Annotated in this window: 25 protein-coding genes and 1 tRNA gene; 10 read left to right on the top strand and 16 right to left on the bottom strand. The window is 56.2% G+C overall.

Features of this window, described 5'->3' with window-relative positions; all coding sequences use genetic code 11:
- Positions 1 to 32: 32 nt before the first annotated feature.
- From AC2FFA_RS18220 to AC2FFA_RS18195, 6 genes are all read right to left on the bottom strand, one after another.
- Positions 33 to 344 (bottom strand): hypothetical protein, encoded by a 312-nt coding sequence (locus tag AC2FFA_RS18220; RefSeq protein ID WP_480856412.1) that lies wholly within the window; start codon positions 342 to 344, stop codon positions 33 to 35.
- Positions 345 to 488: 144 nt separating this feature from the next.
- Positions 489 to 653, bottom strand: a complete 165-nt coding sequence (locus AC2FFA_RS18215; RefSeq protein WP_010443179.1) for a hypothetical protein — start codon at positions 651 to 653, stop codon at positions 489 to 491.
- Positions 646 to 1,704, bottom strand: coding sequence for a hypothetical protein (locus tag AC2FFA_RS18210; protein WP_496852647.1), 1,059 nt, complete (start codon positions 1,702 to 1,704; stop codon positions 646 to 648). The genes AC2FFA_RS18215 and AC2FFA_RS18210 overlap by 8 nt, the downstream gene beginning before the upstream one ends.
- Positions 1,705 to 1,707: 3 nt before the next feature.
- Positions 1,708 to 1,887 (bottom strand): hypothetical protein, encoded by a 180-nt coding sequence (locus AC2FFA_RS18205; RefSeq protein WP_496852646.1) that lies wholly within the window; start codon positions 1,885 to 1,887, stop codon positions 1,708 to 1,710.
- A 13-nt stretch (positions 1,888 to 1,900) separates the two neighbouring features.
- Complete coding sequence (locus AC2FFA_RS18200; protein ID WP_496852645.1) at positions 1,901 to 2,392, bottom strand: hypothetical protein; 492 nt, start codon at positions 2,390 to 2,392, stop codon at positions 1,901 to 1,903.
- 19 nt (positions 2,393 to 2,411) lie between these two features.
- Positions 2,412 to 2,505: transfer RNA gene (locus AC2FFA_RS18195), tRNA-OTHER, on the bottom strand.
- A gap of 433 nt (positions 2,506 to 2,938) precedes the next feature.
- Here AC2FFA_RS18195 and AC2FFA_RS18190 point away from each other — a divergent pair.
- From AC2FFA_RS18190 to AC2FFA_RS18170, 5 genes are all read left to right on the top strand, one after another.
- Positions 2,939 to 3,856, top strand: a complete 918-nt coding sequence (locus AC2FFA_RS18190; protein ID WP_480422615.1) for a homocysteine S-methyltransferase family protein — start codon at positions 2,939 to 2,941, stop codon at positions 3,854 to 3,856.
- Between the two features lie 229 nt (positions 3,857 to 4,085).
- A complete protein-coding gene (locus AC2FFA_RS18185) occupies positions 4,086 to 5,231 on the top strand; it encodes a M24 family metallopeptidase (RefSeq protein WP_496852644.1) in 1,146 nt (381 codons plus the stop codon).
- 308 nt (positions 5,232 to 5,539) lie between these two features.
- On the top strand, positions 5,540 to 6,019 hold the full coding sequence (locus AC2FFA_RS18180; protein ID WP_496852643.1) for a GFA family protein: 480 nt from the start codon (positions 5,540 to 5,542) through the stop codon (positions 6,017 to 6,019).
- Complete coding sequence (locus AC2FFA_RS18175) at positions 6,016 to 7,710, top strand: adenylate/guanylate cyclase domain-containing protein (RefSeq protein ID WP_496852642.1); 1,695 nt, start codon at positions 6,016 to 6,018, stop codon at positions 7,708 to 7,710. Before AC2FFA_RS18180 ends, AC2FFA_RS18175 begins: the two co-directional genes overlap by 4 nt.
- Before the next feature lie 58 nt (positions 7,711 to 7,768).
- A complete protein-coding gene (locus AC2FFA_RS18170; RefSeq protein WP_496852641.1) occupies positions 7,769 to 8,602 on the top strand; it encodes a CE1 family esterase in 834 nt (277 codons plus the stop codon).
- An 89-nt stretch (positions 8,603 to 8,691) separates the two neighbouring features.
- Here AC2FFA_RS18170 and AC2FFA_RS18165 read toward each other — a convergent pair whose 3' ends face one another.
- Positions 8,692 to 9,549, bottom strand: coding sequence for a LysR substrate-binding domain-containing protein (locus AC2FFA_RS18165; RefSeq protein WP_496852640.1), 858 nt, complete (start codon positions 9,547 to 9,549; stop codon positions 8,692 to 8,694).
- Positions 9,550 to 9,634: 85 nt separating this feature from the next.
- On the opposite strand from AC2FFA_RS18165, the gene AC2FFA_RS18160 reads away from it, so the two are divergent.
- Positions 9,635 to 10,657 (top strand): permease, encoded by a 1,023-nt coding sequence (locus AC2FFA_RS18160; RefSeq protein WP_496852639.1) that lies wholly within the window; start codon positions 9,635 to 9,637, stop codon positions 10,655 to 10,657.
- Between the two features lie 448 nt (positions 10,658 to 11,105).
- Here the strand turns inward: AC2FFA_RS18160 and gyrB are convergent, their stop codons facing one another.
- Complete coding sequence (gyrB, locus tag AC2FFA_RS18155) at positions 11,106 to 13,523, bottom strand: DNA topoisomerase (ATP-hydrolyzing) subunit B (protein WP_117870905.1); 2,418 nt, start codon at positions 13,521 to 13,523, stop codon at positions 11,106 to 11,108.
- A gap of 114 nt (positions 13,524 to 13,637) precedes the next feature.
- Positions 13,638 to 14,210, bottom strand: coding sequence for a TetR/AcrR family transcriptional regulator (locus AC2FFA_RS18150; RefSeq protein WP_496852638.1), 573 nt, complete (start codon positions 14,208 to 14,210; stop codon positions 13,638 to 13,640).
- A 100-nt stretch (positions 14,211 to 14,310) separates the two neighbouring features.
- Between AC2FFA_RS18150 and AC2FFA_RS18145 the strand changes: the two genes are divergently transcribed.
- Positions 14,311 to 14,877, top strand: coding sequence for a carboxymuconolactone decarboxylase family protein (locus AC2FFA_RS18145; protein ID WP_496675131.1), 567 nt, complete (start codon positions 14,311 to 14,313; stop codon positions 14,875 to 14,877).
- Here the strand turns inward: AC2FFA_RS18145 and recF are convergent.
- The 6 genes from recF to mutM all read right to left on the bottom strand — a co-directional run bounded on the left by recF (position 14,874) and on the right by mutM (position 21,500).
- Positions 14,874 to 15,971, bottom strand: a complete 1,098-nt coding sequence (recF, locus tag AC2FFA_RS18140) for a DNA replication/repair protein RecF (RefSeq protein ID WP_496852637.1) — start codon at positions 15,969 to 15,971, stop codon at positions 14,874 to 14,876. The genes AC2FFA_RS18145 and recF overlap by 4 nt on opposite strands.
- A gap of 59 nt (positions 15,972 to 16,030) precedes the next feature.
- A complete protein-coding gene (dnaN, locus tag AC2FFA_RS18135; protein WP_117870911.1) occupies positions 16,031 to 17,152 on the bottom strand; it encodes a DNA polymerase III subunit beta in 1,122 nt (373 codons plus the stop codon).
- A 225-nt stretch (positions 17,153 to 17,377) separates the two neighbouring features.
- Positions 17,378 to 18,763 (bottom strand): chromosomal replication initiator protein DnaA, encoded by a 1,386-nt coding sequence (dnaA, locus tag AC2FFA_RS18130; protein ID WP_496852636.1) that lies wholly within the window; start codon positions 18,761 to 18,763, stop codon positions 17,378 to 17,380.
- Positions 18,764 to 19,318: 555 nt separating this feature from the next.
- Positions 19,319 to 19,582 carry a 30S ribosomal protein S20 gene (gene rpsT, locus AC2FFA_RS18125; protein WP_152459792.1) on the bottom strand — a complete coding sequence of 88 codons (264 nt, stop codon included), beginning with the start codon at positions 19,580 to 19,582 and terminating at the stop codon, positions 19,319 to 19,321.
- A gap of 223 nt (positions 19,583 to 19,805) precedes the next feature.
- The gene (gene acuK, locus AC2FFA_RS18120; RefSeq protein WP_496852635.1) at positions 19,806 to 20,582 is read right to left on the bottom strand and encodes an acryloyl-CoA hydratase; all 777 of its coding nucleotides are present in this window, start codon (positions 20,580 to 20,582) and stop codon (positions 19,806 to 19,808) included.
- 66 nt (positions 20,583 to 20,648) lie between these two features.
- On the bottom strand, positions 20,649 to 21,500 hold the full coding sequence (gene mutM / locus AC2FFA_RS18115) for a bifunctional DNA-formamidopyrimidine glycosylase/DNA-(apurinic or apyrimidinic site) lyase (protein ID WP_496852634.1): 852 nt from the start codon (positions 21,498 to 21,500) through the stop codon (positions 20,649 to 20,651).
- A gap of 86 nt (positions 21,501 to 21,586) precedes the next feature.
- Between mutM and ubiE the strand changes: the two genes are divergently transcribed.
- Both ubiE and ubiB read left to right on the top strand, forming a co-directional pair.
- Positions 21,587 to 22,339 (top strand): bifunctional demethylmenaquinone methyltransferase/2-methoxy-6-polyprenyl-1,4-benzoquinol methylase UbiE, encoded by a 753-nt coding sequence (gene ubiE / locus AC2FFA_RS18110; protein ID WP_496852633.1) that lies wholly within the window; start codon positions 21,587 to 21,589, stop codon positions 22,337 to 22,339.
- A complete protein-coding gene (ubiB, locus tag AC2FFA_RS18105) occupies positions 22,340 to 23,869 on the top strand; it encodes a 2-polyprenylphenol 6-hydroxylase (RefSeq protein WP_496852632.1) in 1,530 nt (509 codons plus the stop codon).
- A gap of 96 nt (positions 23,870 to 23,965) precedes the next feature.
- Here ubiB and AC2FFA_RS18100 read toward each other — a convergent pair whose 3' ends face one another.
- Positions 23,966 to 25,141: an acetyl-CoA C-acyltransferase family protein gene (locus AC2FFA_RS18100; protein WP_496719428.1), complete on the bottom strand. Its 1,176-nt coding sequence runs from the start codon at positions 25,139 to 25,141 to the stop codon at positions 23,966 to 23,968.
- A gap of 116 nt (positions 25,142 to 25,257) precedes the next feature.
- Between AC2FFA_RS18100 and AC2FFA_RS18095 the strand changes: the two genes are divergently transcribed.
- Positions 25,258 to 25,821: a helix-turn-helix domain-containing protein gene (locus AC2FFA_RS18095; protein WP_496852631.1), complete on the top strand. Its 564-nt coding sequence runs from the start codon at positions 25,258 to 25,260 to the stop codon at positions 25,819 to 25,821.
- Positions 25,822 to 25,870: the final 49 nt, after the last annotated feature.

Raw genomic sequence — 25,870 nt, 5'->3', positions numbered from 1 at the left:
TAAGATCAAGCTGATATGCTCGTCCCCCATCACTAAGTCTTCTTCCTTGGGTCTTCGATCCCGAGGTCGTCGAACACGTTGCCGCTGCCATCAGTGATCTCGACATCATCGTCGTCAGTCACTAGATTCCAGTTGTTCTCTTTGACCCATTCATCCCGCCATTTGGGCGCATCGGTCGGACGCTGTGCAAAATCGGCGATTTGCTCGAAAATCATTTTGCGCAATGCAAGCCAGACCTCCGGACCCTCTCTGCGACGAGCTTGCAACTCTGCGATCAAGTCATCCAGAGGAACATCCTGTAACGGGCGCCCGAAGATCTCTTCTTCTGAAAAATCATCTGTCATCACTCAACATCCTCGACACTGGTCGTCAAGACTAAGATCTTGTTTGGTTTTACAGTGATCTCCTTTCCTTCAATCTCTCGAAGTTTGCCGTTCACCAAAGTCTCGCAGATTACGAAAATTGGGCTTTCCTCTTCTGTAGTCTCGTTACTCATCTGCCTTACCCTTCGGCTCAGCAATCTTGCGTGCCCGGATCTCATCTGCGCTGATCGGCTTGGTTAGTTTTGCTCGACCGGCCGCGATTTCAGCTTCCAATAGCTTCAGCAAACGCATCGTCTCTTCGTCCACCTCAACGTCGTCGTCATCACCCATCAGACTTCTCCCGAGTACAGTAACAGTGAGAACAAAGCGCTTGAGAACTGTCGGTTGTCCGAACGACGTCACCAACGTGGCCACACTCTTCACACGTCACACCGCATCGAAATTCCATCCAGTCAGCGTACTCCTGAATGAGATCGTGGTATCGACTGAAACCGATGGAAATCTTGCCATCCTGGCCTTTCTTAATATCCGAGATGTGAATAGTTCCAGGGTCCAGTGCCTTGAAATCCTGACTGAAGGAAAGCTTGTGGAGTGCTAGCGAAATCATCATGAGCCAGCCTGGGCCGACCGCAGGAACAAGAGATGCGCAATCTGCGGAAACGAGGTCCGGATAGTTTGCCGCAATGTCCAGCTCCAGAGATTGCGGCCAGGATGCTGGTGCGCAATCGTAACGACGACGCAGCTCTGCATTGTAGCACCAGCTGCACAGAGTCGTCACGAAGCCCTGAACATGCTGACGTTGGGCAGAATTAGAACAACCTTCACAAGTTTGCTCAATCTCATCGACGCGCCACTGGATTTCTTCCATCGTAGACTGTTTGCAGCCCGGGCCCTCATAGACGCGCAAGCCTCCCAATTTTTGCTTGATCTGAACGATGGATGGGTACTCGTCACCAAAGAGGTCAGGCCGTTCATCGATCAGCCTCTTCACTTTCTCAAGTGCAAGCGTAAGCTGCTCCGCCCACCCGGTACGATACTCACCAAGCTGCTTGAAGACGCTTCCATGAATATCATTCCAGTCGACAACACTGCCCATCACTGACCTCCGGGCCCGCGCCTCTTTGAGATCGTGTGAAACCTCCGCCATAGCAGTCATCATACGGTCGACCACTTCGCGGTCATCACACTCGACATGCAGACCCTCGGTCGACCATGTGACGTCAGAGACGTGCGGAGCTAGGTAGTTGTGTGCCATCACCAAACGCATCTCTTCGGCGTACCAGGCGTCAAATGAGCGGAGATCATCTTGAGCTCCATGGTCCTCGATCACACCTCGAACCTTTTCCCGGAATTCCTTCCAGCTCTTTTCGACATCATCCATCAGTCACATTCTCCAGAACTTGGGCTGGTTGAGATGGAAGACCCCTCCCGGGATCAGGCAAAGGGCAATCGGAGGGACATGACCTGTGGCCAGCGAGCCCGTATCCATGAGCTTCCGGGCGTAGTCCTCATCATCGTAGGCTTCCATAATCTTATTGAAGATCACTTGTTGTTCGGCGGTCATCACCAGTCCTTCTTCACGCACGCGGTGCACAGATTACGGTCATCCGTTCGGTCAATCTGGCGGTAATATTCGCAACACCGCAGGCCATTCGATCTCGAACACGCTTTTTTCGAATGCCCCAAAGCCTCTTCCTTTCAGGGTGGCGCTTGCTCGCGACATCATGCGCGCACCAACAACACAGAGTCGTGTACCAGCCGTCCAACAGCTGGGTCTCAGCAGCGTTTGAGCATCGCTCAAAGGTACGATTTGCTCGTGCAATCGTGGCGGTGATCATCGACTGGATGTGTCGATCATCACACCTGTGGTAGATGCGGAGCTCTCCCAGCTTCTCCTTGATCTGGAGGATGAAGGGGTAGGTGGCATCGTTCTGATCACAGTGTTCTTTGATCTCTGTGAAGAGCGTCGTGACCAAGTAGGACCAGCCTTCGGGTGCGCGTCCGAGGCTCTCCTCGACCGATTGCTTGATGTCGTTGAAATCAATTGCGTTCGTAACTTCGTCCGCCATGTCGGACACCTCCTGAGGATGGTAGGAGGCGTCGGAATCGAACCGACTCGTGCACTCTAATCTGGAGCAATTACAAGGATATAAGCCTCGCCCGCATACCAATGCTGCCTCCCACGGATTTCGCGTGGGTTATCGACCTCAGGCCGATATTCGTTGGCAGTAGATGCGTGTGTACGTCATGAGCAGAAGCTGAACCAGATCGTATCGCTATGTCAAGACGGAGTGTGCTGCACTTCGAAATTCACCGCGTAGTTCTGGGAACCTTCTAGCTTAACGTGTGCCCAAATGACTGAAGCAACTTATTTGGAGGGTTGGTCAGCATGCTGTAGGTCTCACATAGTGAGACGATTCGACACTCGATGTTCAAGGTTAGAACGGTACAGCCACGCTTGTTCAGAATCTCCGGTGGTTCGCGCCTAGATATGCCTAGCCGATACCGCAAATGCAGAAAGCGTCCGAACGGACAAGTAAACACCTCAGTTTTGCAGAAGATCTGATCATTGTTATTGTGGATGCGGAGTAATGCCGGTGTTCGAGGGGTGCAAAATGGCGCGGAGACTTCCAGGCGAGGGTGACAAGAAATTTTTGGTTTATGCAGGTACAGGTACGGACCTGATTTTTAATCACGGCATCGAGCTTCCGGGTTTTGCGTCGTTTCCCTTGCTGGAGAAGCCTGACACCCGGGCTGTTCTGGCCGGACAAATGCAAGCGCTCGTGCAATTGGCCGGCGATATGGGTGTTGGGTGCATTCTCGACGCACCGACATGGATGGCCAATGCAGACCGTGCTGCACCTCTGGGCTACGATGCTGAACGTCTTCGTGAGGTAAACAAGGATGGTGTCGCACTGATGGAGGAGGTGCGCAATGCTTCTGGGCGGGAAGACGTTTTGGTTTCCGCCTGCGTTGGCCCAAGATACGATCCTTACGCTGACATCCCACCCATGACAGTTGAACAGGCGCGCAGCTACCACAGTGTGCAACTCGCTGTTCTGAAAGAAACCAGTGTTGATCTGGTGACCGCGTACACGTTCAACCGCCTAAGCGAGGCTGCTGGCTGTGTTCTGGCCGCAAGAGATATTGGTTTACCCATCATTTTGTCATTGGTCGTCGAAACCGATGGTTGTTTGGCTGACGGCACAAAACTTGTTGATGCCATAGACCAGATCGAAGCAGAAACAGACGGCGCAGCTCTGTTCCACATGGTCAACTGCGCACACCCGACGCACTTTGCCGACGCGCTCAACGCGCATCCAAGGCTCAAAGGTGTTGTTGCCAATGCATCAAGTTGTTCGCACGCAGAATTGGATGAGGCCGATACCTTGGATGAAGGAGATCCCGCGCAGCTCGGCCAAGAAATTGCGGATGTCCTGCGGGAAAACCCGTCTATCAGGGTGTTTGGCGGTTGCTGCGGTACGGATATGCGACACCTGAGGGAAATGGCTTTGGAGGTAGGTCGCAGATAGCGCTGCTATTTTACTTACGGCGGCGTATCACCGTATGCGTGAAGCTTGATGATAGGCTTTAACGGGAAAATCAGTGATCAGAGAAGTAATTCCGATAAAATGCAGGCGAAGCGTCAAGACAGGTGCTTGATTTTGCTTTGATAGACCGTGGACCGAACGTGTACTACGGTCTCGATCACGCAACTCAATTTGAGAAGCTCAACTGATACATTCAGGATGGAGACTGACGATGTTTGCCTCGAGGATGAAGAGCTTTCGCACTCATATGCAAGAAGCCGGAATCGACGTTGCTCTCATCACCGATGACGACAACGTTTATTATCTGACAGGCTATTATGACTACCTCCATATGGAGTTCGGACGCCCAACCATTCTGGTTGTGCACAGGTCTGGCGAAAGCCTGCTGATCACGCCGACAATAGACCTGAACGCGGCACGTTCGGCGGCTCATGTTGATCGTATCGCGGCCTGGAATGACGGTATGGGTGAAGAGTGGCGGCTGGAGTTACCCAAAGCGGTCAAGACTACAAAGCGTGTTGGTATCGAGCCTGATCATATGCCACCAGTTGTGCGGGCATACCTGGATACGTTGGTCCCGGTGGAAAATCTGCTCAGTGCCGCACCGATATTGGCTGAAATGCGAATGATAAAATCCGCCCAGGAACTTCAATTGGCCCGGCATGCCGGGCAAGTTGCAAGCGCTATGATGGACGCCGGCCGCAACGCCATTGCAGACGGAGTGCCGGAATTCGAAGTTGCGCTTGCCACGTCCCGGGCCGGAACACGAAAGGCCGCGGAGCTTTTAGTGGCGCATTACGATGACGCGGATATGTCGCCCAACACTCATTTTCTGCAAATAATGGCGTCGGGCGATACCATCACCAAAACCCATCATCGCGCCTCAACCCGGATTATGAAACGGGGCGAACCGGTGTTTTTGTGCTTTTGCGGTATGACCAATTTTCACCGCTTCAAACTTGGCTTTGACCGCACCTTTTGGATCGGTGAGATAGCGGATAAACAACAAGAGCATATCTATGAGATTGCTGTAGCAAGTCAGGCCGCCGCACTGGCTGAGCTGCGCCCAGGTGTGACCGCCGAAAGTGTCCATGCGGCCTACGCCGAGGTTATACAGGGGGCGGGGTTTGAATACCCGTTCCGATGTGGCCGCGCGACTGGCTATAGCTTTTTGGAAAAGCCACAGTTGGTCACCGGCGACACGACAGTATTGCAGCCAGGGATGGTTTTCGCTGTTGATGGTTCAGTATCAGTCGATACATTTCGTGCGCAGGTCGGCGACAGTTTCATAATCACCGAAGATGGCTGGGAAGCACTAACAGAACATCCAAAGTCCTTGGATGCAGTTATCCTTTGACTTTCCAACCAGCGCCGTCTTTTGAATGCACTTACACAGCGAATGGTCGAGATGGCGAGCCGGGCCTCAACATTTTGAAAATTTTACTCCACGATCTCGCGATTACGTTGCATCTTTAGACATCCGCAACGCGAATGAGTGCGCGAAGTTGGAAGGACAATCGGCACCTTCGAAAGTGCAGTTTCAGAGGGGAATAAGCTACTTTGGGACCCGGCGATTGGAATGTATAACTGACAGGGCATTGGAGAAAAAGGCGTAGCGGAAAACTTACGTTAACAGCCATTGCTCGATTGGGGGGTAGAGGGAAAATGAGTGCCGATACTGAAACCTACCAAGGAATCTGCTATTGCGGCGCATGTGGTGTTTCTGCTGCCGGTAAGCCGATGGTCATGGCATATTGTCATTGCCACTCTTGCAGAATATGGCATTCGGCGCCTGTCAATGCTTGGTGCCTCTGGTCGGCAGACAATGTCTCGTTGTCAGGGCCGACGGTTCAATCGGACAAGAATGATGAAAGCCATCGTGTTTCCTGCGGCAAATGCGGGGGTGCGTTGGTAAATGTCAAACCGGGTAAGGACGTTGTCGCGGTCTACGCAATGTCGCTGGCCGAATCTGGTTTGAGCTTCGAGCCGACTTTTCACATCTTCTACGGCGAGCGTGTTTTCGACATGGCCGATGGCCTGCCGAAGTGGAAGACGGTTCCGACATCGTTCGGAGGGGATGGGGTCGCTGTGCCTGAACCGGATAGAACCGGTTGGATTTCCTTGGACACGCGAGCCGAAGGGTGAAACGCAAACTCACCTCGATCTTGGCAGCCGACATTGTCGGCTTCTCGCGGCTTGTGGAAGCCGCCGAGGAAGCCACGCTGGCCCGTCAGAAAGAACTGCACCTGTCCGTGTTCGACCCCGGCATCGAGCAGGCTGGGGGTAAGATCATCAAGTCGACAGGCGACGGATTTCTGGCCGAGTTTTCAAGCGTGGTGCAAGCAGTGCGGTTCGCGATAGCCGCACAAGAAGCAGTTCGCGCAGAGGAAGAATCCACGCCTCAGGATCGGCAGATCAGTTATCGCATGGGCCTTCACATAGGCGATGTGGTTGTTGATGACGGCGATATCTATGGCGACGGTGTGAATCTCGCGGCTCGTTTGGAAGGCGCTGCCCCAACGGGCGGGATCTGCATCTCCGCTGCCGTCCGTGACCAGATTGTTGGCGTAATGGACGAGCTATTTGCGGATGTCGGTGAATTGACATTAAAAAACATCTCGCGCCCGATCCGCGCCTTTGTCTGGCCTCCCGACCAAGGTGGAGCACTTCACACTGCCGCCACACCGCCCATCGGGATAACATCTAAGAAACCAACGATAGCCCTCGCGGCATTCGAAGCCCTTGGCAACAATGACGACGCCAAGATGCTGGCAGAGGCCTGCAATCACACGGTAGAGGCGGCGCTTGCCAATCTGACCGGATTGGATCTGATCGCTCTCGATGCGGACCCGGACCATATCGCCACGGCAGTGTTTCAGGCGTCTGGCAACCAGGTCCGTGCCACCCTTAAGTTGCGTGAAACAAGCACGTCAGCAACCTATCTGACTCAGCGGATGAGCGGTGATCTTTCCGACCCCTTCTTGGCAGAAGATCTGTTGTCAGGTGAAATCGCGACAACAATCCGTTACGGAATTCTGCAACGAATTGCTGAGCGCGCAGCTGAGACAGAGACAAACGATCCTGAGGCAATGCTGAATCTTGCGGGGCACTACATGATGGGATCGCAGCCTGAAGAATGGGAGGCTGCGGGCCGTCTGTTGGACAGGATCCTGACACTCCAGCCACGCAATTTCATGGCCGTTGGGATGAAGGCGAACACGTTGATCGGCGAATTGGTATGGGGTTACCGTCCGATACGCCCGGAGGATATCGAAGCGGCGGACGCCGGGTTGAGCAAGGCGGTGTCGTTGAATGATCAAAGCGACTACGTGCATCTGATCCGGGGGATTTTTCACTACGGCATTACCGGCGATTTGGATGCGGCGGTGCGGTGTGTTGAACGTGGGTTCGAAATCAGTCCGCAGTTTGCCCAGGGGCATATGGTGCTGGGCTGGATTCAGAACTTGATGGGCCAACCAGAGTTAGCACTGAAGTCCATCAAAAGGGGCTCATTTTCTCTGGCCAAGAACCGGATATATCACCGTGTCCCGCAAGCGTTGGCCCAGACATATCTGGTTATGGGCGACTTCGAGAATGCCATCTCTAATGCCAACCGGGCTCTACAAAACTCGCCGGGGTTGCCGGTCGCACAATTATATCTTGCCAGCGCGGCTGGTCAGGCTGGTCTACATGATCAAGGAGCGAGGGCACGGGAGGCCCTTTTGGCATCAGATCCGGACTTCCGGGTTAGTGGTGTGCGCTGGTTCCATTTTCAGGATCCCACACGGTGGGACGCAATCCTGGATGGGCTTCGCGCGGTGGGGCTGCCCGAGTAAGCTCTCTCGGGAATTTCTGTGTTGAAGTGTGCTAACATGAATCCCCGAGGGGGACATTATGTACAACAAAGTAATGGCCGTTTTTGTTTTACTCGTGAGTTCGGGGCAGGCAATCGCCCTTGATTGTGGTGACAAAACAAAGTCGTGCAAAATTGAAACTGGAGAATATCATATCGTCCTTCCGGACGATTGGCAGGGTGGACCTGCTGTGATGCACCTGCACGGTTATGGGGGTACAGGTGAGAAAATTGTAGGGAACACTGCGTTTGTTGAAGAATTTACCAAGCGAGGATACGCATTTATCGCGCCGACCGCGCTCCCTTGGTTGGATGGTAAACCCACCGACTGGTCTGTTCGAGACGGTTGGAACACCTACCCCCGCTCAGACGTAAGGTTTCTCCGTGAAGTTTTGGCTGACGCTGCCCTTCATGCAAACGTGAATGTGGGCCGGGTTTTGCTGACAGGGTTTTCCAGAGGCGGATCAATGGCTTGGGAAGTTGCTTGTAATGCACCGGATTTGGCTCTTGGTTACGCGCCGGCGTCCGGTGGTTTCTGGCTCCCGGCGACCGAAGATTGTCTAAAGCCGGTACACTTGCTTCATACCCACGGGTTTGCCGACAAAGTTGTTCCGCTTGAAGGTCGCGCAATACACAGCGAGGAGTTTGACGTTACCATCACGCAAGCAGATATCTGGCAAGGCCTGTCGATGTGGCGGCAAGAAAACAAATGCCCACCCAATGCTGCACACCACGAAATGACCGAAGGTCTGTGGCGCAAACGCTGGAACTGTGAGTACGGTAGTCTCGAAATCATTCTGCACGACGGAGGGCACGGTTACCCAAAAGGATGGAGCTCCATAGCGCTTGATTGGTTTGAAAGTCTGGAAAACTGACGCACCATCAATTCCAATGAAATTTGGTTTTGCCACGGTGAGACCTAGAAGAGCTTGTGGGTCGCTCGGCTGGCCAAAAGGCACGTCTTCTAGATTTTAGTTAGAAATGCAGAGCGGATAGCTGTTTTCATGGCATCCAATGGCCCGGTTTCCTGTGAACCGGCTGCCGCCATCACTAGCTTCGAGGCGGGCGTTCTGTTGAAGCCAAGCGTCTCGCCCACTATCGACAGATTGGCATGAAGTGAGGAACGCCCCAGCAGACCAGCCGCGATCCCAGCTTCTACTGCCGCGATTACGCCAGAAACACTTTGGCTTGAATAGATGATGCGATATGGTTTCGAACGGCGCTCCAGAGAAGCGATTGCCGCATCGCGCCACCAGCAGGCGTGATCGAACAAGGCAACGGGCAGAACTTTTTCTGCGCGGAAATCCCGATGCGCGGATGAGACCCAGCATGTTGGATCTTCGTACAACAGTTCCTCATGTTTCCCTAGGCGTTCCACCTCATAGATTGCGAGGTCCAGAGATCCTTTGTCGAGCGCTTCGGGAAACCTCGCACTGATAGCGCAGGTTACCTCCAGTTCGACTTGCGGATGGAGACGCGTAAACGCGGCGATAATCTGCGCCAGCTTAGCTCGGCCATGATCATCGGGAATGCCCACGCGCAGTTTTCCGGTCACGGCAGTTTGGGAAATGTCCCGCAATGCCACGTCGAGGCGGTTGGTCACGTCCTGAGCAACAGGCAATAGCCGATGACCCGCATCACTTAGGGTAACTCCGCGCCCGTGCCGCTCAAATACGGGTTGGCCGAGGATGGATTCGAGGCGTTTGATTTGAAGGCTCGTGGCGGATTGGGACCTATAGATGCGTGCGGCGCCATCCGTGACGCTGCCTGCTTCGGCAACAGCAACAAAGGTGCGCAACAAATCGCTATCAAGATTTTCCATTCGAAACACCAATACCAGTGATTGAAACTATTTGTTTCACACATGTCTTTTCATCTCCTATTTTTCAAGATCAAAGGAGTATCCTATGACCGCTCAGACAATTGTCCGCCGGCAATCAGGTAAGGCCTACATGGTCTGGGGCGTGTGCCTATTGCTGCTGATCAGCATCGGTTTCGTCTGGCCGGAACACATTGCGCACGCCACTAGGTTTGTCCTCTGTGGCCTCGTTGTCGTTGCCCCGATAGTTATCCCGGGCATCGTTCTGGCGGCCTGGATTATCGCCAGTGGAGCAGATACCCACATCGCAGGCGTGTTCGAAGGCAAGACTCTTCGGACGGTTGTGGCCGCATCATTGATCGGGGCCCTTACGCCAGTTTGTGGTGTCACCGTACTGCCATTGATGGCCGGGTTGTTGGCTGCTGGCGTGCCGCTTGCCCCGATCATGGCGTTTTGGCTGTCATCCCCAATCACAGACCCTGCAATGCTCGCAACGACGGCTGCCACTTTGGGATTGAGCTTTGCAATTGGCAAAACGTTCGCAGCATTCGGATTGGGTGTGTTCGGAGGGGCGGTTACACGCTTGTTTGCCAAAGCACCTTGGGCATTGAATGCGCTTCGCAACAATGTTCTGGCACGCCAATTGAGCGCTGCGCGATGTGGCAATGACCAAACCTTCGATCCATGGATTTGGAGAACTCAAGCGCGTCGGCATTCATTCAGCAAACAATTCTGGGCGACGGCACGGCTTATCTCAATCTGCCTGATCCCTGCCTTTGCGGCCGAATACGCGTTGAATGCTGCTCTGACCCCAGGAATGCTTGCGGGGTACGTAGGCGAGGATCAATGGTGGGCCATACCCGCTGCGGTTTTTGTTGGCGCCCCAGCCTATATCGATGGCTACGCCGCACTCCCTCTAACGCGCGGACTGATTGACAACGGCATGTCTGAAGGTGCCGCCATGGCCTTTTTGGTTTCAGGTGGTGTGGTCAGTATCTGGGGCGCAATGGCCATCGCCCCGGTTCTCAAACTGAAGCCATTCTTGCTCTATCTTTTGCTTGCCATTTTGGGATCTCTCGCCGCGGGATATGCTTTTGGGTGGATCGCCTGACCGCGCACGAGAACTTGGGCAGGTATCGGCAAAGCACAATTCAATTCCGTAATTCGGCCATAGAACCGTTGTCGAGGAAACCGACCGCTTTTGGCTCGTTCGGCTAAATCGAATAGAATGCACGTCACGGCCTTCCGCTGAAAATGGGCTTCAGAAACTGGATTCCAGTTCCGCTATTTACCACAAGCGCTGACGGGCTTCGTCCTTCAGATAGGGTTGAATTTTGCTGCCCAGAATGCACCTATGATTGAGAGATAGCCTTTAAAAGCTGAAGAGGGTGCGCGACAGCTGCCATCAATTGAGAGCGTTTTTCGAACCGCGCAAATTTATGGGCAAATCGTGCAAGCTTATGCGCAAATACTACGCAGAGTTATGGGCGAACATAGCCGAATTTTCTGAATGAATACAATGACAGCAATGCAGCGTTATGAGCGCACCTACAACCTGATCAGAAATCCAAATTTTCTACACTCAAAGCGTTTTTCTGGATGAACTCTCGACGAGGTTCCACGACGTCACCCATCAGTTTTGTGAACAGATCATCGGCTTCAACCATGTCATCCACGCGTACTTGCAGTAGCGTGCGCGCATCCGGATCCAGTGTGGTTTCCCACAACTGATCAGGGTTCATCTCACCCAGACCTTTATAGCGCTGCAGGGACAAGCCTTTTTCACCCTCTTCCAGAATGGCGCGCAACAAGTCCAGTGGGCCGTGGATCATCTGGCTGCGATCACGACGAACCAAGGTGGCCGGGGAATTATAGATTTCTTGCAGGCTCTGCGTAAAACTCCCTGTCTTGCGCGCCTCGCCCGAACGCAGCATCGGGCCGTCCAGCGTGCGAACCTCTTCGACACCGCGTAGAATACGGGCCAGTCGGATGCCGTGATCCTGTGTGATCCGACCCTGCCAACCGCGTTCGTATTCCAAAGCGATCAGGTCCAGCCGAGCGGCGACTTTGTCAGCCACGCCTTGCAGGTCGGCATCAACGGCGCCGGGAACAAAGGCCCCTGCGACGGCGGCCTGTTCCAGAATGTGTCGCGGGTAATGCGTCGGAAACGCATCAAGCACACGTTTCAGCTGACGCGCCTCGTCAACAACGCGGGTCAGGTCCTGTCCGATGATTTCTTCGCCCGAGCCGAGCTTCAGAACCGCACCCTCGACGCCCTGATTGATCAGGTAGTCATCCAAAGCGGCCTGGTCTTTCAGGTACACCTCTGACTTGCCACGGGAGACCTTATAGAGTGGCGGCTGAGCGATGTAGAGGTATCCACCCTCGATCAGTTCCGGCATCTGACGGTAGAAGAAAGTCAGCAGCAATGTCCGGATATGTGCGCCGTCCACATCCGCATCGGTCATGATGACGATCTTGTGGTAGCGCAGCTTTTCGATGTTGAATTCATCGCGGCCAATACCAGTGCCCAGCGCCATGACGAGGTTGCCGATTTCCTGCGACGACAGCATCCGGTCAAACCTTGCGCGCTCGACGTTCAATATTTTCCCGCGCAGCGGCAGAACCGCCTGGGTCAGCCTGTCCCGGCCGGTTTGGGCAGACCCGCCGGCCGAGTCCCCCTCGACTAGGAAGACTTCGGTCTTGGATGGGTCCTTCTCGGAGCAGTCTTTCAACTTGCCAGCCAGATAGTTCACATCCATCGCGGTCTTGCGCCGGGTGAGTTCGCGCGCCTTGCGCGCAGCCTCACGGGCCAAAGCGGCCTCGATGATCTTGCCAACGATGCTCTTGGCTTCTGTGGGGTTCTCTTCGAACCACTCGGCCAGTTTTTCATTCATCAGACCTTCGACCGCCGGACGGACTTCGGACGAAACCAGCTTGTCCTTGGTCTGCGATGAGAATTTCGGGTCCGGCACTTTCACCGACAGCACGCAGGTCAGACCTTCGCGCGCGTCGTCACCCGTAAAGCTGACCTTTTCCCTCTTCGCAATCCCGCTGGACTGCGCGTAGTTGTTGATCGTCCGGGTCAGCGCGCCGCGGAACCCAGCCACGTGGGCACCACCGTCTCGCTGCGGGATGTTGTTGGTAAAGGGCAGCACCGTCTCGTGGTAGCTGTCATTCCACCACATTGCGATCTCGACGCCGATATCGTCGCGCTCACCCTTGATATAGATCGGCTCGGGCATGGCCGGAGTTTTGGACCGGTCGAGATACTTGACGAATTCCTTTACGCCGCCTTCATAGAACAACTCGGTTTCAAGCCGTTCTGCCGGGCGTTCATCGATCAGGATGATACGCACGCCCGAATTCAGGAAGGCGAGTTCGCGCAGACGCTTTTCCAGAGTTTCGAACGAGTATTCGAGGTTCGAAAACGTGTTGGTTGACGCCAGAAACCGAACTTCGGTCCCTGTGCGATCGCCACACTCACCGACGACCTTCAGGTGCTCTACTGTTTCGCCACCCTCAAAGCGTGCCACGTGCTCTTTGCCCGCGCGCCAGATGCGCAGTTCCAGCCAATCTGACAGCGCGTTTACCACCGAAACACCCACACCGTGCAAACCGCCCGACACTTTGTAGGAATTGCTGTCGAACTTACCGCCCGCATGCAGCTGGGTCATGATAACCTCGGCTGCCGACACGCCCTCTTCCGGGTGAATATCCACGGGAATCCCACGTCCGTTGTCACTGACCGAAACGCTGGAATCCGCGTGAATTTTCACGGTCACATGGTCGGCGTGACCCGCCAGGGCTTCGTCAATCCCGTTGTCGACAACCTCATACACCATGTGGTGCAAACCCGAGCCATCATCCGTGTCCCCGATATACATGCCTGGGCGTTTGCGAACGGCCTCTAAACCCTTGAGAACTTTGATGGAATCTGCGCCGTATTCTTGGGGAGCCTGTGCGTCTTCGGACATTCAGTCAGTACCTATATTATTTTGGTACCTTATACGTTTTCTGGTGGGGATTGTCACGCGATCCCCCAATATTTTGTGTATGCTGGGGTCGTTTTCTGCGCATCCGAATCCACCTCATAACTGGTCGATGTCAGAAGCGATATCCGCCGCGATTTCCAGCGCATCGACATCCTTGCGTTCAGCCGACAATCGAAGCCCCAGAATATCCGACTGATACCGCGCCGCCAGCCGATCCGGGTCATGTTGGGGCCGGATTTCACCGGCAGTCTGGGCGCTGCGGAACAGGTCGGCGAAACACGCTTTCATTTCCGCCATGTGACGCGCGGCCTGATCCGCAAGCGCATGATCCTTCGCCTGCAACTCGGCATATGTCTTTGCCAACATGCAGGCCTTTGCTGGATTCTCGACCGCTTCGATGACCAAACGTGGTTGCGCCTTAAGCGCTGCCTTCGGCCCCAATCTGTCGGCAAGAGCTTTCAGGCGCGCCACACCTTCTTGCGTGTAGCTTTGCAGCGTCAACGCATAGAGCGCATCCTTCGACCCGAATGCCGCGTAAAAGCTTCCGGGTTTCAGCTTCAATTCCCGTTCCAGGTCCTTCAGCGACGTTCCAGCCCAACCCTGACGCCAGAAGATGTCACGGGCCTTCGCGATCAACGCGTCACGATCATATGCGGGTTTGCGGGGCATCGGCATCACCAATTCTTGAACGTTCGCTCAAATATATACTTGAGTGATCACTCAAGAAACCCTAAATACCACCCATCGCGCCAGAAACAGGAGTTCCGACATGGCCAATTTCCCGTCTCATGACCTCGAATCCGCACCCGAAGCATCCAAACCTCTGCTGGAAAAGTCTCAGGCCGCCTTTGGCCGTTTGCCGGGCCTGCATAAGGTGATGGCAGAAAGCCCCCAGCACCTTGAAGGCTATCAAGTTCTGCACAGCCTGTTCTTGCAGACCGATTTCGACAACGATGAAAAGACCGTTGTCTGGCAGACTATCAACGTGGCGAACGAATGCCATTATTGCGTGCCCGCGCACACCGGCATCGCAAAGATGATGAAGGTATCAGACGAAATCTCCGAGGCACTGCGCAATGAAACTCCACTGCCTTCCGCCAAGCTCGAAGCACTGCGCACCTTCACCCTGCATGTGATGGAAACCCGCGGCAACCCGACCGAGGAACAGCTTCAGGCGTTCTTTGATGCCGGCTACTCGCACCGTGCGGTTCTGGACGTGGTGCTGGGTCTGGCACAGAAAACCATGTCGAACTACGTCAACCACATGGCCAAAACGCCAGTCGATGAAGTCATGCGCGGCTTCCTGTGGGAGCGTAAAGTCAACGAACCGGCCTAAGTCGCGACCACCGAGCCCTCATCGCCTTCGGTAACGATCAACGACTGGGCCCGGCCACCCAACTCCACAAACAGTTCAGGCCCGGTGCCCGTCATCCAGGCCTGAGCGCCCAGCGCACAAATCTCGTCATACAGGGCTGAACGCCGATCCGCATCCAGATGGGCGGCCACCTCATCCAGCAAGACAATCGGTGGCGCGCCCACCATTTCGGCCAATGCACGTGCGTTCGACAGGATCAGAGAAACCAACAGTGCCTTCTGCTCACCGGTCGAGCAATCCTTGGCCGGAACGCCCTTGGCAGCAAAAACGCCGTAGAGATCCGACCGATGCGGCCCGACCAAAGTCCGGCCCGCTGCCAAATCTCTGAACCGGCTTTCATTCAAAGCCTCGCGCAAATCCTCAACCGTTTCGGGCATCGCGCCGTCGGTCTGCACCAATTCCAACTCGGCAGACGGGAAAGCCGTTTCCGCCTGATCCTGCGCCACCCGCAGATGGCTCAACGCCGCCAATCGCGCTGCGTGGATGCGATGCCCCATCACGGCCAACTGGCCCTCAAGCGCGGCATACCAATGGGCGTCACGCACCTGCTCTTTCAGCAAACGGTTACGTTCGCGCATCGCTTTTTCGTAGGTCAGCGCGGCCTCTGCGTGAGACGGATCAAAGCTGAGCGCAATGCGATCAAGAAACCGGCGCCGGCCTTCTGCCCCTTCAATCCAAAGTCGGTCCATGGATGGGACCAGCCAAACCACCCGCGCAAGTTTGCCCAGATCAATCTGGGAGGCGGTCTTTCCATCAATCCTTACCTGCCGTGCTGCACCGCCCTCAGACCAGGTTTCGATTTCGAAATTCTGCCCCTGCGACTGCAACAGCCCGGACAGTTTCCAGCCCAGCACCTCGGGCCGTCGCGTCATCTCGGCTGCACTCGCCCTCCGCATTCCTCGACCGGGCGAAAACAAGGATACCGCTTCCAGAATATTGGTCTTGCCCGCCCCGTTCGGTCCGTGAATGGCCACTGGCCGCCCGTCCAGAGACAACCGCACCAGCTTGTGAGACCGAAAATGCGAGACCGTAAGCTCGGTCAGGGCCAGTGCCATGACCCCTCCCTTCTTCTGTTCAAGAATACCTCCACCGGAGGCGTCGCGCGTCCGCGCGATCAGACGCGCATCGGCATGACAACATAAACTGCGCTCTGATCATTACCTTCGCGCATCAGGGTCGGATCGCCAGCTGAATTGAACATGAACACCGCATTCTCTCGATCCACCTGAGACGCAATCTCCAGGAGATATTTTGCGTTGAACCCAATCTCCAACCTTTCGTCACCGTACGCGACGGCCAGTTCTTCCTCGGCCGCGCCACTATCCGGTGCGTTCACCGACAGAACCAGTCTGTCGCCATCCAATTGTAGCTTTACCGCACGCGAGCGCTCGGAAGACACCGTCGCCACCCGGTCCACGGCCTGCGCAAATTCAGCAGCATCCACTTCCAGCTTGCGGGTGTTCCCTTGTGGAATAACACGCGTATAGTCGGGGAAAGTGCCGTCGATGACCTTCGAGGTCAGCGTGATATCCGGCGTGGCGAAGCGCACCTTGGTTTCACTGACCGAAACGGCGATATCCATTTCATCGTCATCCAGCAGCTTGCGAAGCTCGCCCACGGTTTTTCTGGGAACAATAACGCCTGGCATATCCGTCGCACCGTCAGGCAGATCGGCATCGATCCGAGCGAGACGGTGACCATCGGTGGCCACGCAGCGCAGCACTTTACCACCTTCGGATCCGTCGGACACGTGCATGTAGACACCGTTCAGATAATACCGTGTCTCTTCTGTTGAAATTGCGAATTTCGACTTGTCGAACAACCGACGCAGCAGGGCCGCAGATGCGGTGAAATTCGATTGATACTCCGAGGACGCCATGACCGGAAAATCCTCTTTCGGCAGTGTCGCCAGCGAGAAATTCGACCGCCCGGCCTCAACCGTCAGACGCCCTGCTGCACTGTCCGCGGTCAGCGTGACCAACGCACCGTCGGGCAGTTTGCGCACGATCTCATGCAGGGTCGTTGCCGCAACTGTCGTGGCTCCTGCCTTTTCGACCTGTGCCGGGGCCTTGTCGACCACTTCGATATCCAGATCGGTCGCCCGAAACAGCGCCTGATCGCCTTCAGCTTCGATCAGCACATTGGCAAGTATGGGAATGGTATTGCGACGTTCCACAACGGATTGGGCCTGTGAAACGGCCTTAAGAAGGGTGCCGCGTTCGATGCTGATCTTCATACCCTCAGTTCCTCTGACTTGCGTACCGACATGGGCGGGACTGGCACGTTAGCGGTTCCACCCTGAGGCACAAGGATTTTTTACGGATTTCTGGGTCGGAATGTCCCAAGCGTCAAGGGCAGCGTGCCCGACAGGCATCAGTTCTGATCCAACCGTGGATTAATGCGCACAAGAAGCGCCCCGGGCCCGAGGATCCGGGGCGGTTTCTTGCATTGCAGGCGCGGATCAGGCTTCTAGCGACCGGCGCAGCATTTCCACATCTTCAGCGATCTGACCATCGGTCAGCTTCAGCTCTTCAATGCGCTTGACGCCGTGCATGACCGTCGTGTGATCGCGCCCGCCAAAACGGCGGCCAATCTCGGGCAGGGACCGGCTGGTCAACTGTTTGCACAGATACATAGCCACCTGACGCGGACGCGCGTAAGAACGCAGGCGCTTTGGGCCGATGATGTCGGAGAGGCGAATGTTGTAGTATTCAGACACCTTCCGCTGAATCTCTTCGACGGTGATCTTGCGCTCGGAGGCACGCAATACATCCGCCAGACAATCCTGGGTCAGTTCCATGTCGATCTCGCGGCCAACCAGTGACGCGAACGCGAACAGACGGGTCAACGCGCCTTCGAGCACGCGCACATTGGTCGAGATACGATGGGCCAGGAACTCCAGAACACCGTCGGCAATAGCCAGGTCAGGATAGGATGAGCTGTATTGCTGCACCTTGTTTTGCAGAATGCCCAGGCGCAGTTCATAATCGGTCGGGTGCAGGTCGACCACCAGACCACATTGCAGACGGGATTTTACCCGATCTTCCAGATCCTTGATCTCACCCGGGGCGCGATCGGCCGAGATGATGATCTGCTTGTTCTGATCTACCAGCGCGTTGAATGTATGGAAAAACTCTTCCTGAGTGGAATCCTTGCCAGCGATGAACTGCACGTCGTCAACCATCAATACGTCAACCGAACGGAACAGGTGTTTGAAGTCCATCATCCGACGCTCGCGCAGGGCCTGCACGAACCGGTACATGAACTGTTCCGCCGACAGGTACAGAACGTTCAGTTCCGGGTGTTTGGTTTTCAACTCCCATGCAATGGCGTGCATCAGGTGGGTCTTACCCAGGCCCACACCGCCGTACAAAACCAGCGGATTGAAGGTCACCGGCCCGCCCTCGGATACCCGACGCGCGGCTGCATGGGCCAGTTCATTGGGCTTGCCGACTACAAAACTGTCAAAGGTAAAACGAGAATCCAGCGGTGCGGCCTGTAGCGATTCCAAGGCGTCCTGCGCTGTGTGCTGGTTCGGCGCGGTGACAGGTGCAGGCTGTGCCTCAGGTGCTGCATTGGCTGCAGGCTTCGGGCGCATCGGCGAGTTTGCTGCCACGCGGAAATCCAGACGCCGCACAGTTTCACCTGCGGTATTCAGTTCGTACAGAATGAGGTCCGCAAAATTCTGGCTGACGTAATTGCCCATAAAATTGGTCGGCACGGAGAAAACCGCCACGCCATCCTGAAGCTCTTTAAATTCCAAAGGCTCGATCCAGGTCGTATAGTTGTTACGACCGATGGCCTTCAGCAATTTGTTACGCAGTAGTCCCCATTTCTCTTGTGTCATTAAGCGCCTCACGCATCCCATTCTTATTGGCCTGTCAGCCTTATTCAGACGAAGCCGGTTTCCCGGTATTGTATTCACACGCAATAGGAATCCTGTCGTCAAACCAATTGGTTTGACGGGACTGTCCCGGAGTGCTCGGTAAACCCCAAATCTGGCGCTCAAGAATAATAGAGCGTCCCGATAATCGGGTTGCACGTCGCAATCTCAATTTTTAGACAGGGCCGAGATCACCGGGCATAACCCGGAAACCACGGCAGATCGGCAGCCTGGCTTGCGCCAGTCGTCGACAATTGTCCCCAGATCGTTCTGATGCCCGTCAGTTCAATCGGGTAAACAGCCTGTCCCCCCAAGCGAGTGAATCGCTGACATCAGTGGTAGCAATTCGAAGCGGGGCGCGGCAACGAAACTCTTATATTGACTCGGGTCTTTGGCCGAAAGAATCTCTCGGTTTCGTGAAGGCGCGGTTTTCTGGCAACACGAAAAAAGGCGTCGCAATGTGCGACGCCTTTCAGAATAGTTCAGCTTTTCTGACATGACGCAGGGTCACACGAAAGCTTAACCCAGCGCTTTGACTCGCGAGGACAGACGCGACATTTTGCGGGCCGCAGTGTTTTTGTGGAAGACGCCTTTGGTGACGCCACGCATCAGCTCGGGCTGAGCCGCACGCAGGGCCGCGGTCGCCGCGTCCTTGTCGCCGGATGCGATCGCTTCTTCGACTTTCCGCAGATAGGTGCGGATGCGCGAACGACGTGCTTTATTGATTGCGAAACGCTTTTCGTTCTGACGGGCGCGTTTCTTTGCCTGAGGCGAATTAGCCATGTGTCTCTGACCTTTTGTTCGGTACGGTTGTCTAGGGTTGCGCGCCACGGACATATCCGCACCGGATCAGAAATCACGAGTGTGAGTCGGGCCAAGCGGGCCGCACGCGCATGTATAGCGGCGCTCTTTACCCAAGTTTGGGGGGATTGCCAAGTTGATTCTTCACACCATGGCCGGAAAAAAGGGGCGGGTTCAAGCCCACCCGCCATAGAGGTCCAGCGCGTTACTTGTCGCGGAATTGCGCCGTGCGCTTTTCGAGGAACGCGGCCATACCCTCTTTCTGATCTTCGGTTGCGAACATCGAATGGAAGACACGACGCTCGAACAGCATACCTTCGCTTAGCGGAAGCTCGTAGCTGCGGTTCACCGCTTCTTTCGCGGCCATCGCGGTCAGCTGAGACTTCTCGGCAATTTTCTGCGCTGCGCTCACAGCTTCTTCGATGAGCTTCTTGGCCGGCACTACCCTGCTCACGAGACCTGCGCGTTCAGCTTCGTCCGCATCCATGAAACGCCCCGTCAGGTTCATGTCCATCGATTTGGATTTACCCACAAACCGCGTCAGACGCTGACTTCCACCCAGACCGGCAATGACGCCCAGATTGATCTCGGGCTGGCCAAACTTCGCGGTGTCCGCCGCGATTATGAAATCGCACAGCATGGCAAGTTCACATCCGCCGCCCAGCGCATAGCCTGCGACGGCCGCAATGATCGGCTTGCGAATCGCGGTCACACGATCATTCGCGTCGGCAAAAAGGTTGATGTTGTAGACGTCGACAAAACTCATCTCGGACATCTCCTTGATGTCCGCGCCGGCGGCAAAGGCCTTGTCCGAGCCGGTGATAACGATGCAGCGCACTTTGTCATTGCTGTCCGCATCTTCCAGCGCGGTGCAGAGCTCACCCAGCAACTGGATGTTCAACGCGTTCAGCGCATCCGGTCGGTTGAGTTTGATAAGTGCGACGTGGTCTTCGATTTCGACGATGATCGTCTCAAAAGCCATGAGGAGAAAGCTTCCGGTTGTTCCGTTCAGGTACGATTCCTTACCACGCGAAAAACTTGGATCAAGCTATCTTTGGCATTGCGCACAATAGAAGGATGAGCGACCGGACTGGGTGATTCTCTTGATCGGCGCTCCGCACCCTTGGGTCCGGCAGGCCTCGCCCTCGCGGCCATAGACATCAAACTTGTGCTGAAAATATCCAAGTTCTCCATCGGCTTGGCGGAAATCCCGCAGCGATGACCCACCGGCTTCTATGGCGTCATGCAACACCTGCCGGATGATCGGAACAAGCGCCGCCACGCGGGATGCAGAAATCTGTCCGGCTTTGCGACGTGGCGACACTCGGCCGCGATAAAGAGCTTCACAAACATAGATATTGCCCAGACCGGCAATGATTCCCTGATCCAGCAGGGCGGATTTGACAGGAGTGTTCTTGCCTTTGAACGCATCGATCAGGTGTTGGTCGTGAAAATCGTTGCCCAAGGCTTCAGGCCCCAGAACCGATAGCAGCTTGTGATCTTCGGCGTTGGCGGTTTGCAACAGGTCCATCGCGCCAAACCGGCGCGGATCGTTGAAGGTGATGCGCGCGCCATTGGCCATATGAAAGACCACATGGTCATGTTTTTGCACGGCGGGATGGTCTTGGACGAACTGCCCCACCGGGTCGCCCGAAACCGTCATCCGCCCCGACATACCCAGGTGGATCAGCAACGTCTCACCGCTGCTGAGATCCGCCAGGATGTATTTCGACCGCCGCCGCAGCCGCTCCACCCGCTGCCCGGTCAACCGTTCGGCCATACGTTCGGGGAACGGCCAGCGCAGATCGGGGCGATTCACATCAGCCCGTTCGATCACGACCCCTTCCATCGCAGGACTCAGGCCGCGTCTTACTGTCTCGACCTCAGGTAATTCGGGCATTACAGGGCTCCTAATTCAAAGGGCCGCATTGTGCCCGCCTCTCTTGGCCCTATAACAGAGGCGAAATTCGACAAACGGCAAGGCAAATGTCCGACAACAGCGACAAGACCACTCATTTCGGTTTCGAAACCGTCCCCGAGGCCGAAAAGGCCGGGCGCGTGCAGGGCGTTTTCAACTCAGTTGCCTCGAAATATGACGTGATGAACGATGTCATGTCGATGGGCATCCACCGGGTCTGGAAAGACGCGATGATGGATTGGCTGGCCCCGCGCCCCGGTCAACGCCTGCTGGATGTGGCGGGCGGCACCGGAGACATCTCATTCCGGTTCCTCAAGCGCGCGGGTCATGGCCACGCCACCGTGCTGGACCTGACCGAACCGATGCTCATTGAAGGCCGACAGCGCGCCGAGGCTGATCGGATGTCGGACAGCCTGAACTGGGTCGTGGGCGACGCCATGGCCCTGCCCTTCGAGGACAACACCTTTGACGTCTACACGATCTCGTTCGGCATTCGGAACGTCACCCGCCCGCAAGAAGCCCTGAACGAGGCTTACCGTGTGCTGAAATCCGGTGGCCGCCTGATGGTTCTGGAATTCAGCCAGCTGCCCAATGACGGGCTGCAGAAACTCTATGACCTCTACAGCTTCAACGTCATCCCGCGCATGGGGAAACTGATCGCCAATGACTATGACAGCTATCAGTATCTGGTCGAATCGATCCGAAATTTTCCCGATCAGGAGACGTTCCTGAACATGGTTCGCACTGCAGGCTTCGAGAACGCCAAATACCGCAACCTGAGCATGGGTATCGCCGCGCTGCACTCCGGCTGGAAAATCTAGATGCGCGGCCCCCACAATATCATTCGCCTGATCCGTACAGGCGCCACGTTAGAGCGCACGGGTGCCATGAATGTGGTGCTGGATGCGTTCGAAGCGCCGCGTGCAGTTCGCATTCTGGCTCACACTTTAGGCAAACCCTTTCAGTGGCTTGGTTATAAAGGCGACCCCGACATGCCGCCCGCCACGCGCGCACTGACCGCGCTGGGTCCTGCCTATATTAAATTCGGGCAAGTTCTTTCGACCCGCCCCGACGTCGTTGGAAATGAGCTGGCCGAGCAACTGCGCGTCCTGCAAGACAAGCTACCCCCTTTCTCCAAAGCCGAGGCCATGGCCGAGGTCGAGAAAGAGCTGGGCCAACCGATCTCAGAGATGTTCAGCGATTTCAGCGAACCCATCGCTGCCGCCTCGATCGCTCAGGTCCACAAGGCCAAGCTGACCAGCACCGGAGAAGACGTGGCGGTCAAGGTCCTGCGTCCCAATATCGAACGCGCCTTCCGCAAGGATGTGGATGCGTTCTATTTCGCTGCCCGCATCGTCGATTTGTTTGCGCCTGGCGCACGCCGTCTGCGCCCGATGGAAGTTATCGAGCATTTCGACGGCGTGGTGCGCGGCGAACTGGACCTGCGCCTGGAAAGCGCCGCCGCCTCGGAATATGCCGCCAACACCAAGGACGACGCCGGCTTCTGGCTGCCGCCCGTTGTGTGGTCGCTGTCCGCGCGCCGCGTCATGACGCTCAGCTGGGCGGACGGGGTCGCGCTCGGTGACAATGATGCTCTGGATGCCGCAGGTCATAACCGCAATGATCTGGCCGAGCGTGTCCTGCGCCTGTTCCTTCTCCATGCTCTGCGCGACGGCTTTTTTCACGCCGACATGCACCAGGGCAACCTGAAGGTGGCCGCGAACGGAGATATCATAGCCTATGACTACGGCATCATGGGTCATATCGATGAATACACACGCCGGGTCTATGCCGAAATCCTGTTTGGCTTCATCCGCCGTGACTACAAACGCGTAGCCGAGGTGCATTTCGAAGCCGGCTATGTTCCCGCCAATCAGGACGTGGACGAGTTCGCCCGCGCTCTGCGGGCCGTGGGCGAGCCGATCTTCGGCATGGATGCCACGCATATTTCCATGGGGCGGTTGCTGAGCTATCTGTTCGAAGTAACCGAACGGTTCGGGATGGAAACACGAACCGAGTTGATTCTGCTTCAACGCACCATGGTTGTCGTCGAAGGCGTCGCGCGCTCACTCGATCCACATATGAACATCTGGGAAGTTGCGCGCCCCGTAGTCGAAGACTACATCAAACAATCCATCGGCCCCCGGGCGGCCCTGCGGGATTTGGGAAAAACCGCGATGGTTCTGGCCCGCTTCGGCCCACGTCTGCCGGCCCTGGTCGAAAACGCACTGATCGCGCAAACCCAGAAAGACGAACCGCAGACGCCCAACCTGTGGTCCATTGTTCTGCCTGCCACGATCGGAGCCGCGGCAGGTGCAGCGCTGGTCTTACTGATCAGCGCGCTCAACTAAAACCAACCCGCCTGCTTCATCTGGCCAAAAATATCCTCGGGGGGAATCGCGCCTTGCGCGATGGGGGGCAGACAGCCCCCCCGGGCCACTTGCGGATCAAAGCCGTTCGATGGCGATGGCAATCCCCTGACCGCCCCCGATGCACATCGTGACCAGCCCTTTGGACCCTCCGGTACGTTCCAACTCATACAGCGCTTTTAGCGTGATGATCGCACCCGTGGCACCCACCGGATGACCCAACGCAATCGCACCGCCGTTGGGGTTCACCTTGTTCGCGTCCAATCCAAGTTCCTGATTCACGGCCAGAGCCTGCGCGGCGAAGGCTTCATTGCTTTCAATCACGTCGAAGTCTTCTGCTGACAAGCCCGTCTTCTTCAACAGGTTTTGCACTGCCGGAACAGGGCCAATGCCCATGACTTCCGGCCGCACTCCTGCATGCGCATACCCAATGACACGCGCCTTCGGTTTCAACCCAGCCTTTTCGGCCGCATCCGCTGTCGCCAGCACCATCGCCGCCGCACCGTCATTGATGCCAGAGGCATTGCCGGCCGTCACACGCCCATCCTTTTTGAACACCGGGCGCAGCCCCGCCAGCGCTTCAGCGGTCGTCGCCTTTGGATGCTCGTCGACTTTAAAGTCGACCATGTCCCGTTTGACCTTGACCTGTATCGGTGTGATCTGACTTTCGAAGTATCCAGCCTCGATCGCCGCAGCCGCTCGTGTCTGGCTGGCCATGGCGAACGCATCCATCTGATCGCGGCTGATCTGATGCTCATCCGCCACGTTTTCCGCCGTCACCCCCATATGTCCGGTGCCAAAGGGGCAGTTCAGCGCGCCCAGCATCATGTCCAGCGAGGTAACGTCGCCCATCTTCGCGCCCCAGCGCGCCTGCGGAACGATATAGGGGCTTCGTGACATGCTCTCTGCTCCGCCCGCTACCGCGAAGTCAGCATCGCCCAGCATCAGTGACTGCACGGCTGACACAATCGCCTGCGCGCCGGATCCGCACAGGCGGTTCACGTTCATGGCCGGTGTGCCGTTGGGAATGCCCGCCTGCATCGCGGCGACGCGCGACAGATACATGTCACGCGGTTCAGTATTGATCACGTGACCGAACACCACATGCCCGATTTGCGCCCCCGCAACCCCCGAGCGCTCAAGCGCCGCTTCGGTCGCGACAGTGGCCAGATCTATCGGCGCGGTTGAAGCCAGCGCACCACCAAAGGTGCCAATTGCGGTGCGGGCACCGTCGAGAATAACAATATCGCTCATGAGTTACTCCTCCTGAATTTCGCTGCATTATGCATGCGCAGAATGGTACTGTCGCCCCAGACGTCCCGTCACGGCGGCAATTGACATTGCATTGCGCAGCACGCATGGATTCCGTCATGACGGAAGACACAGACGATATCCTGAACCTCCTGCCCGCCCGCTTGAAAGAGGCGCGTCGGGCCAAGGGCCTTTCCCTGGAAGCGGTCGCCAATCTCAGCGGCGTGTCCCGGTCCATGGTCAGTCAGATCGAACGCGGAGAAAGCAGCCCTACGATCTCGACCTTGTGGAACCTGACGCGAGCGTTGCAGGTGGATTTCGCCGGTCTCTTGGAGGGCACAAAGGCCACTGACCAGATCGAGGTGCTCAGAAACCCCGAAGTGCCCAGCATCGACAATATGGGGCAGAACTGCCGAATTCGCATCCTGTCACCGCCAGAAGAGGCCGGAGGTCATGAAGTCTATGATATCGAATTCGACGAGGACGGGGCCCTGAACAGCCAACCCCACGCCCGCAGTGCCCGTGAACAGCTCACCGTGCTGGAAGGCGCGGTCAAAGTCACTTCAGGCAATGCAGTGACCGAGTTGAACCAGGGGGACACGGCCCGATATGCCGCCGACATTGCGCATTCCATCTGTGCCATAGGACCGGCCCGGGTATTCCTGATCGTAAAGAACGCCTGACATCCGCAAAATTCCGCCTTCACGGATATTTTTCCTTCATATTGAATTT

Source organism: Ruegeria sp. YTSB088, assembly GCF_059609825.1.
This window is presented reverse-complemented; position numbering and strand designations above follow the sequence as displayed.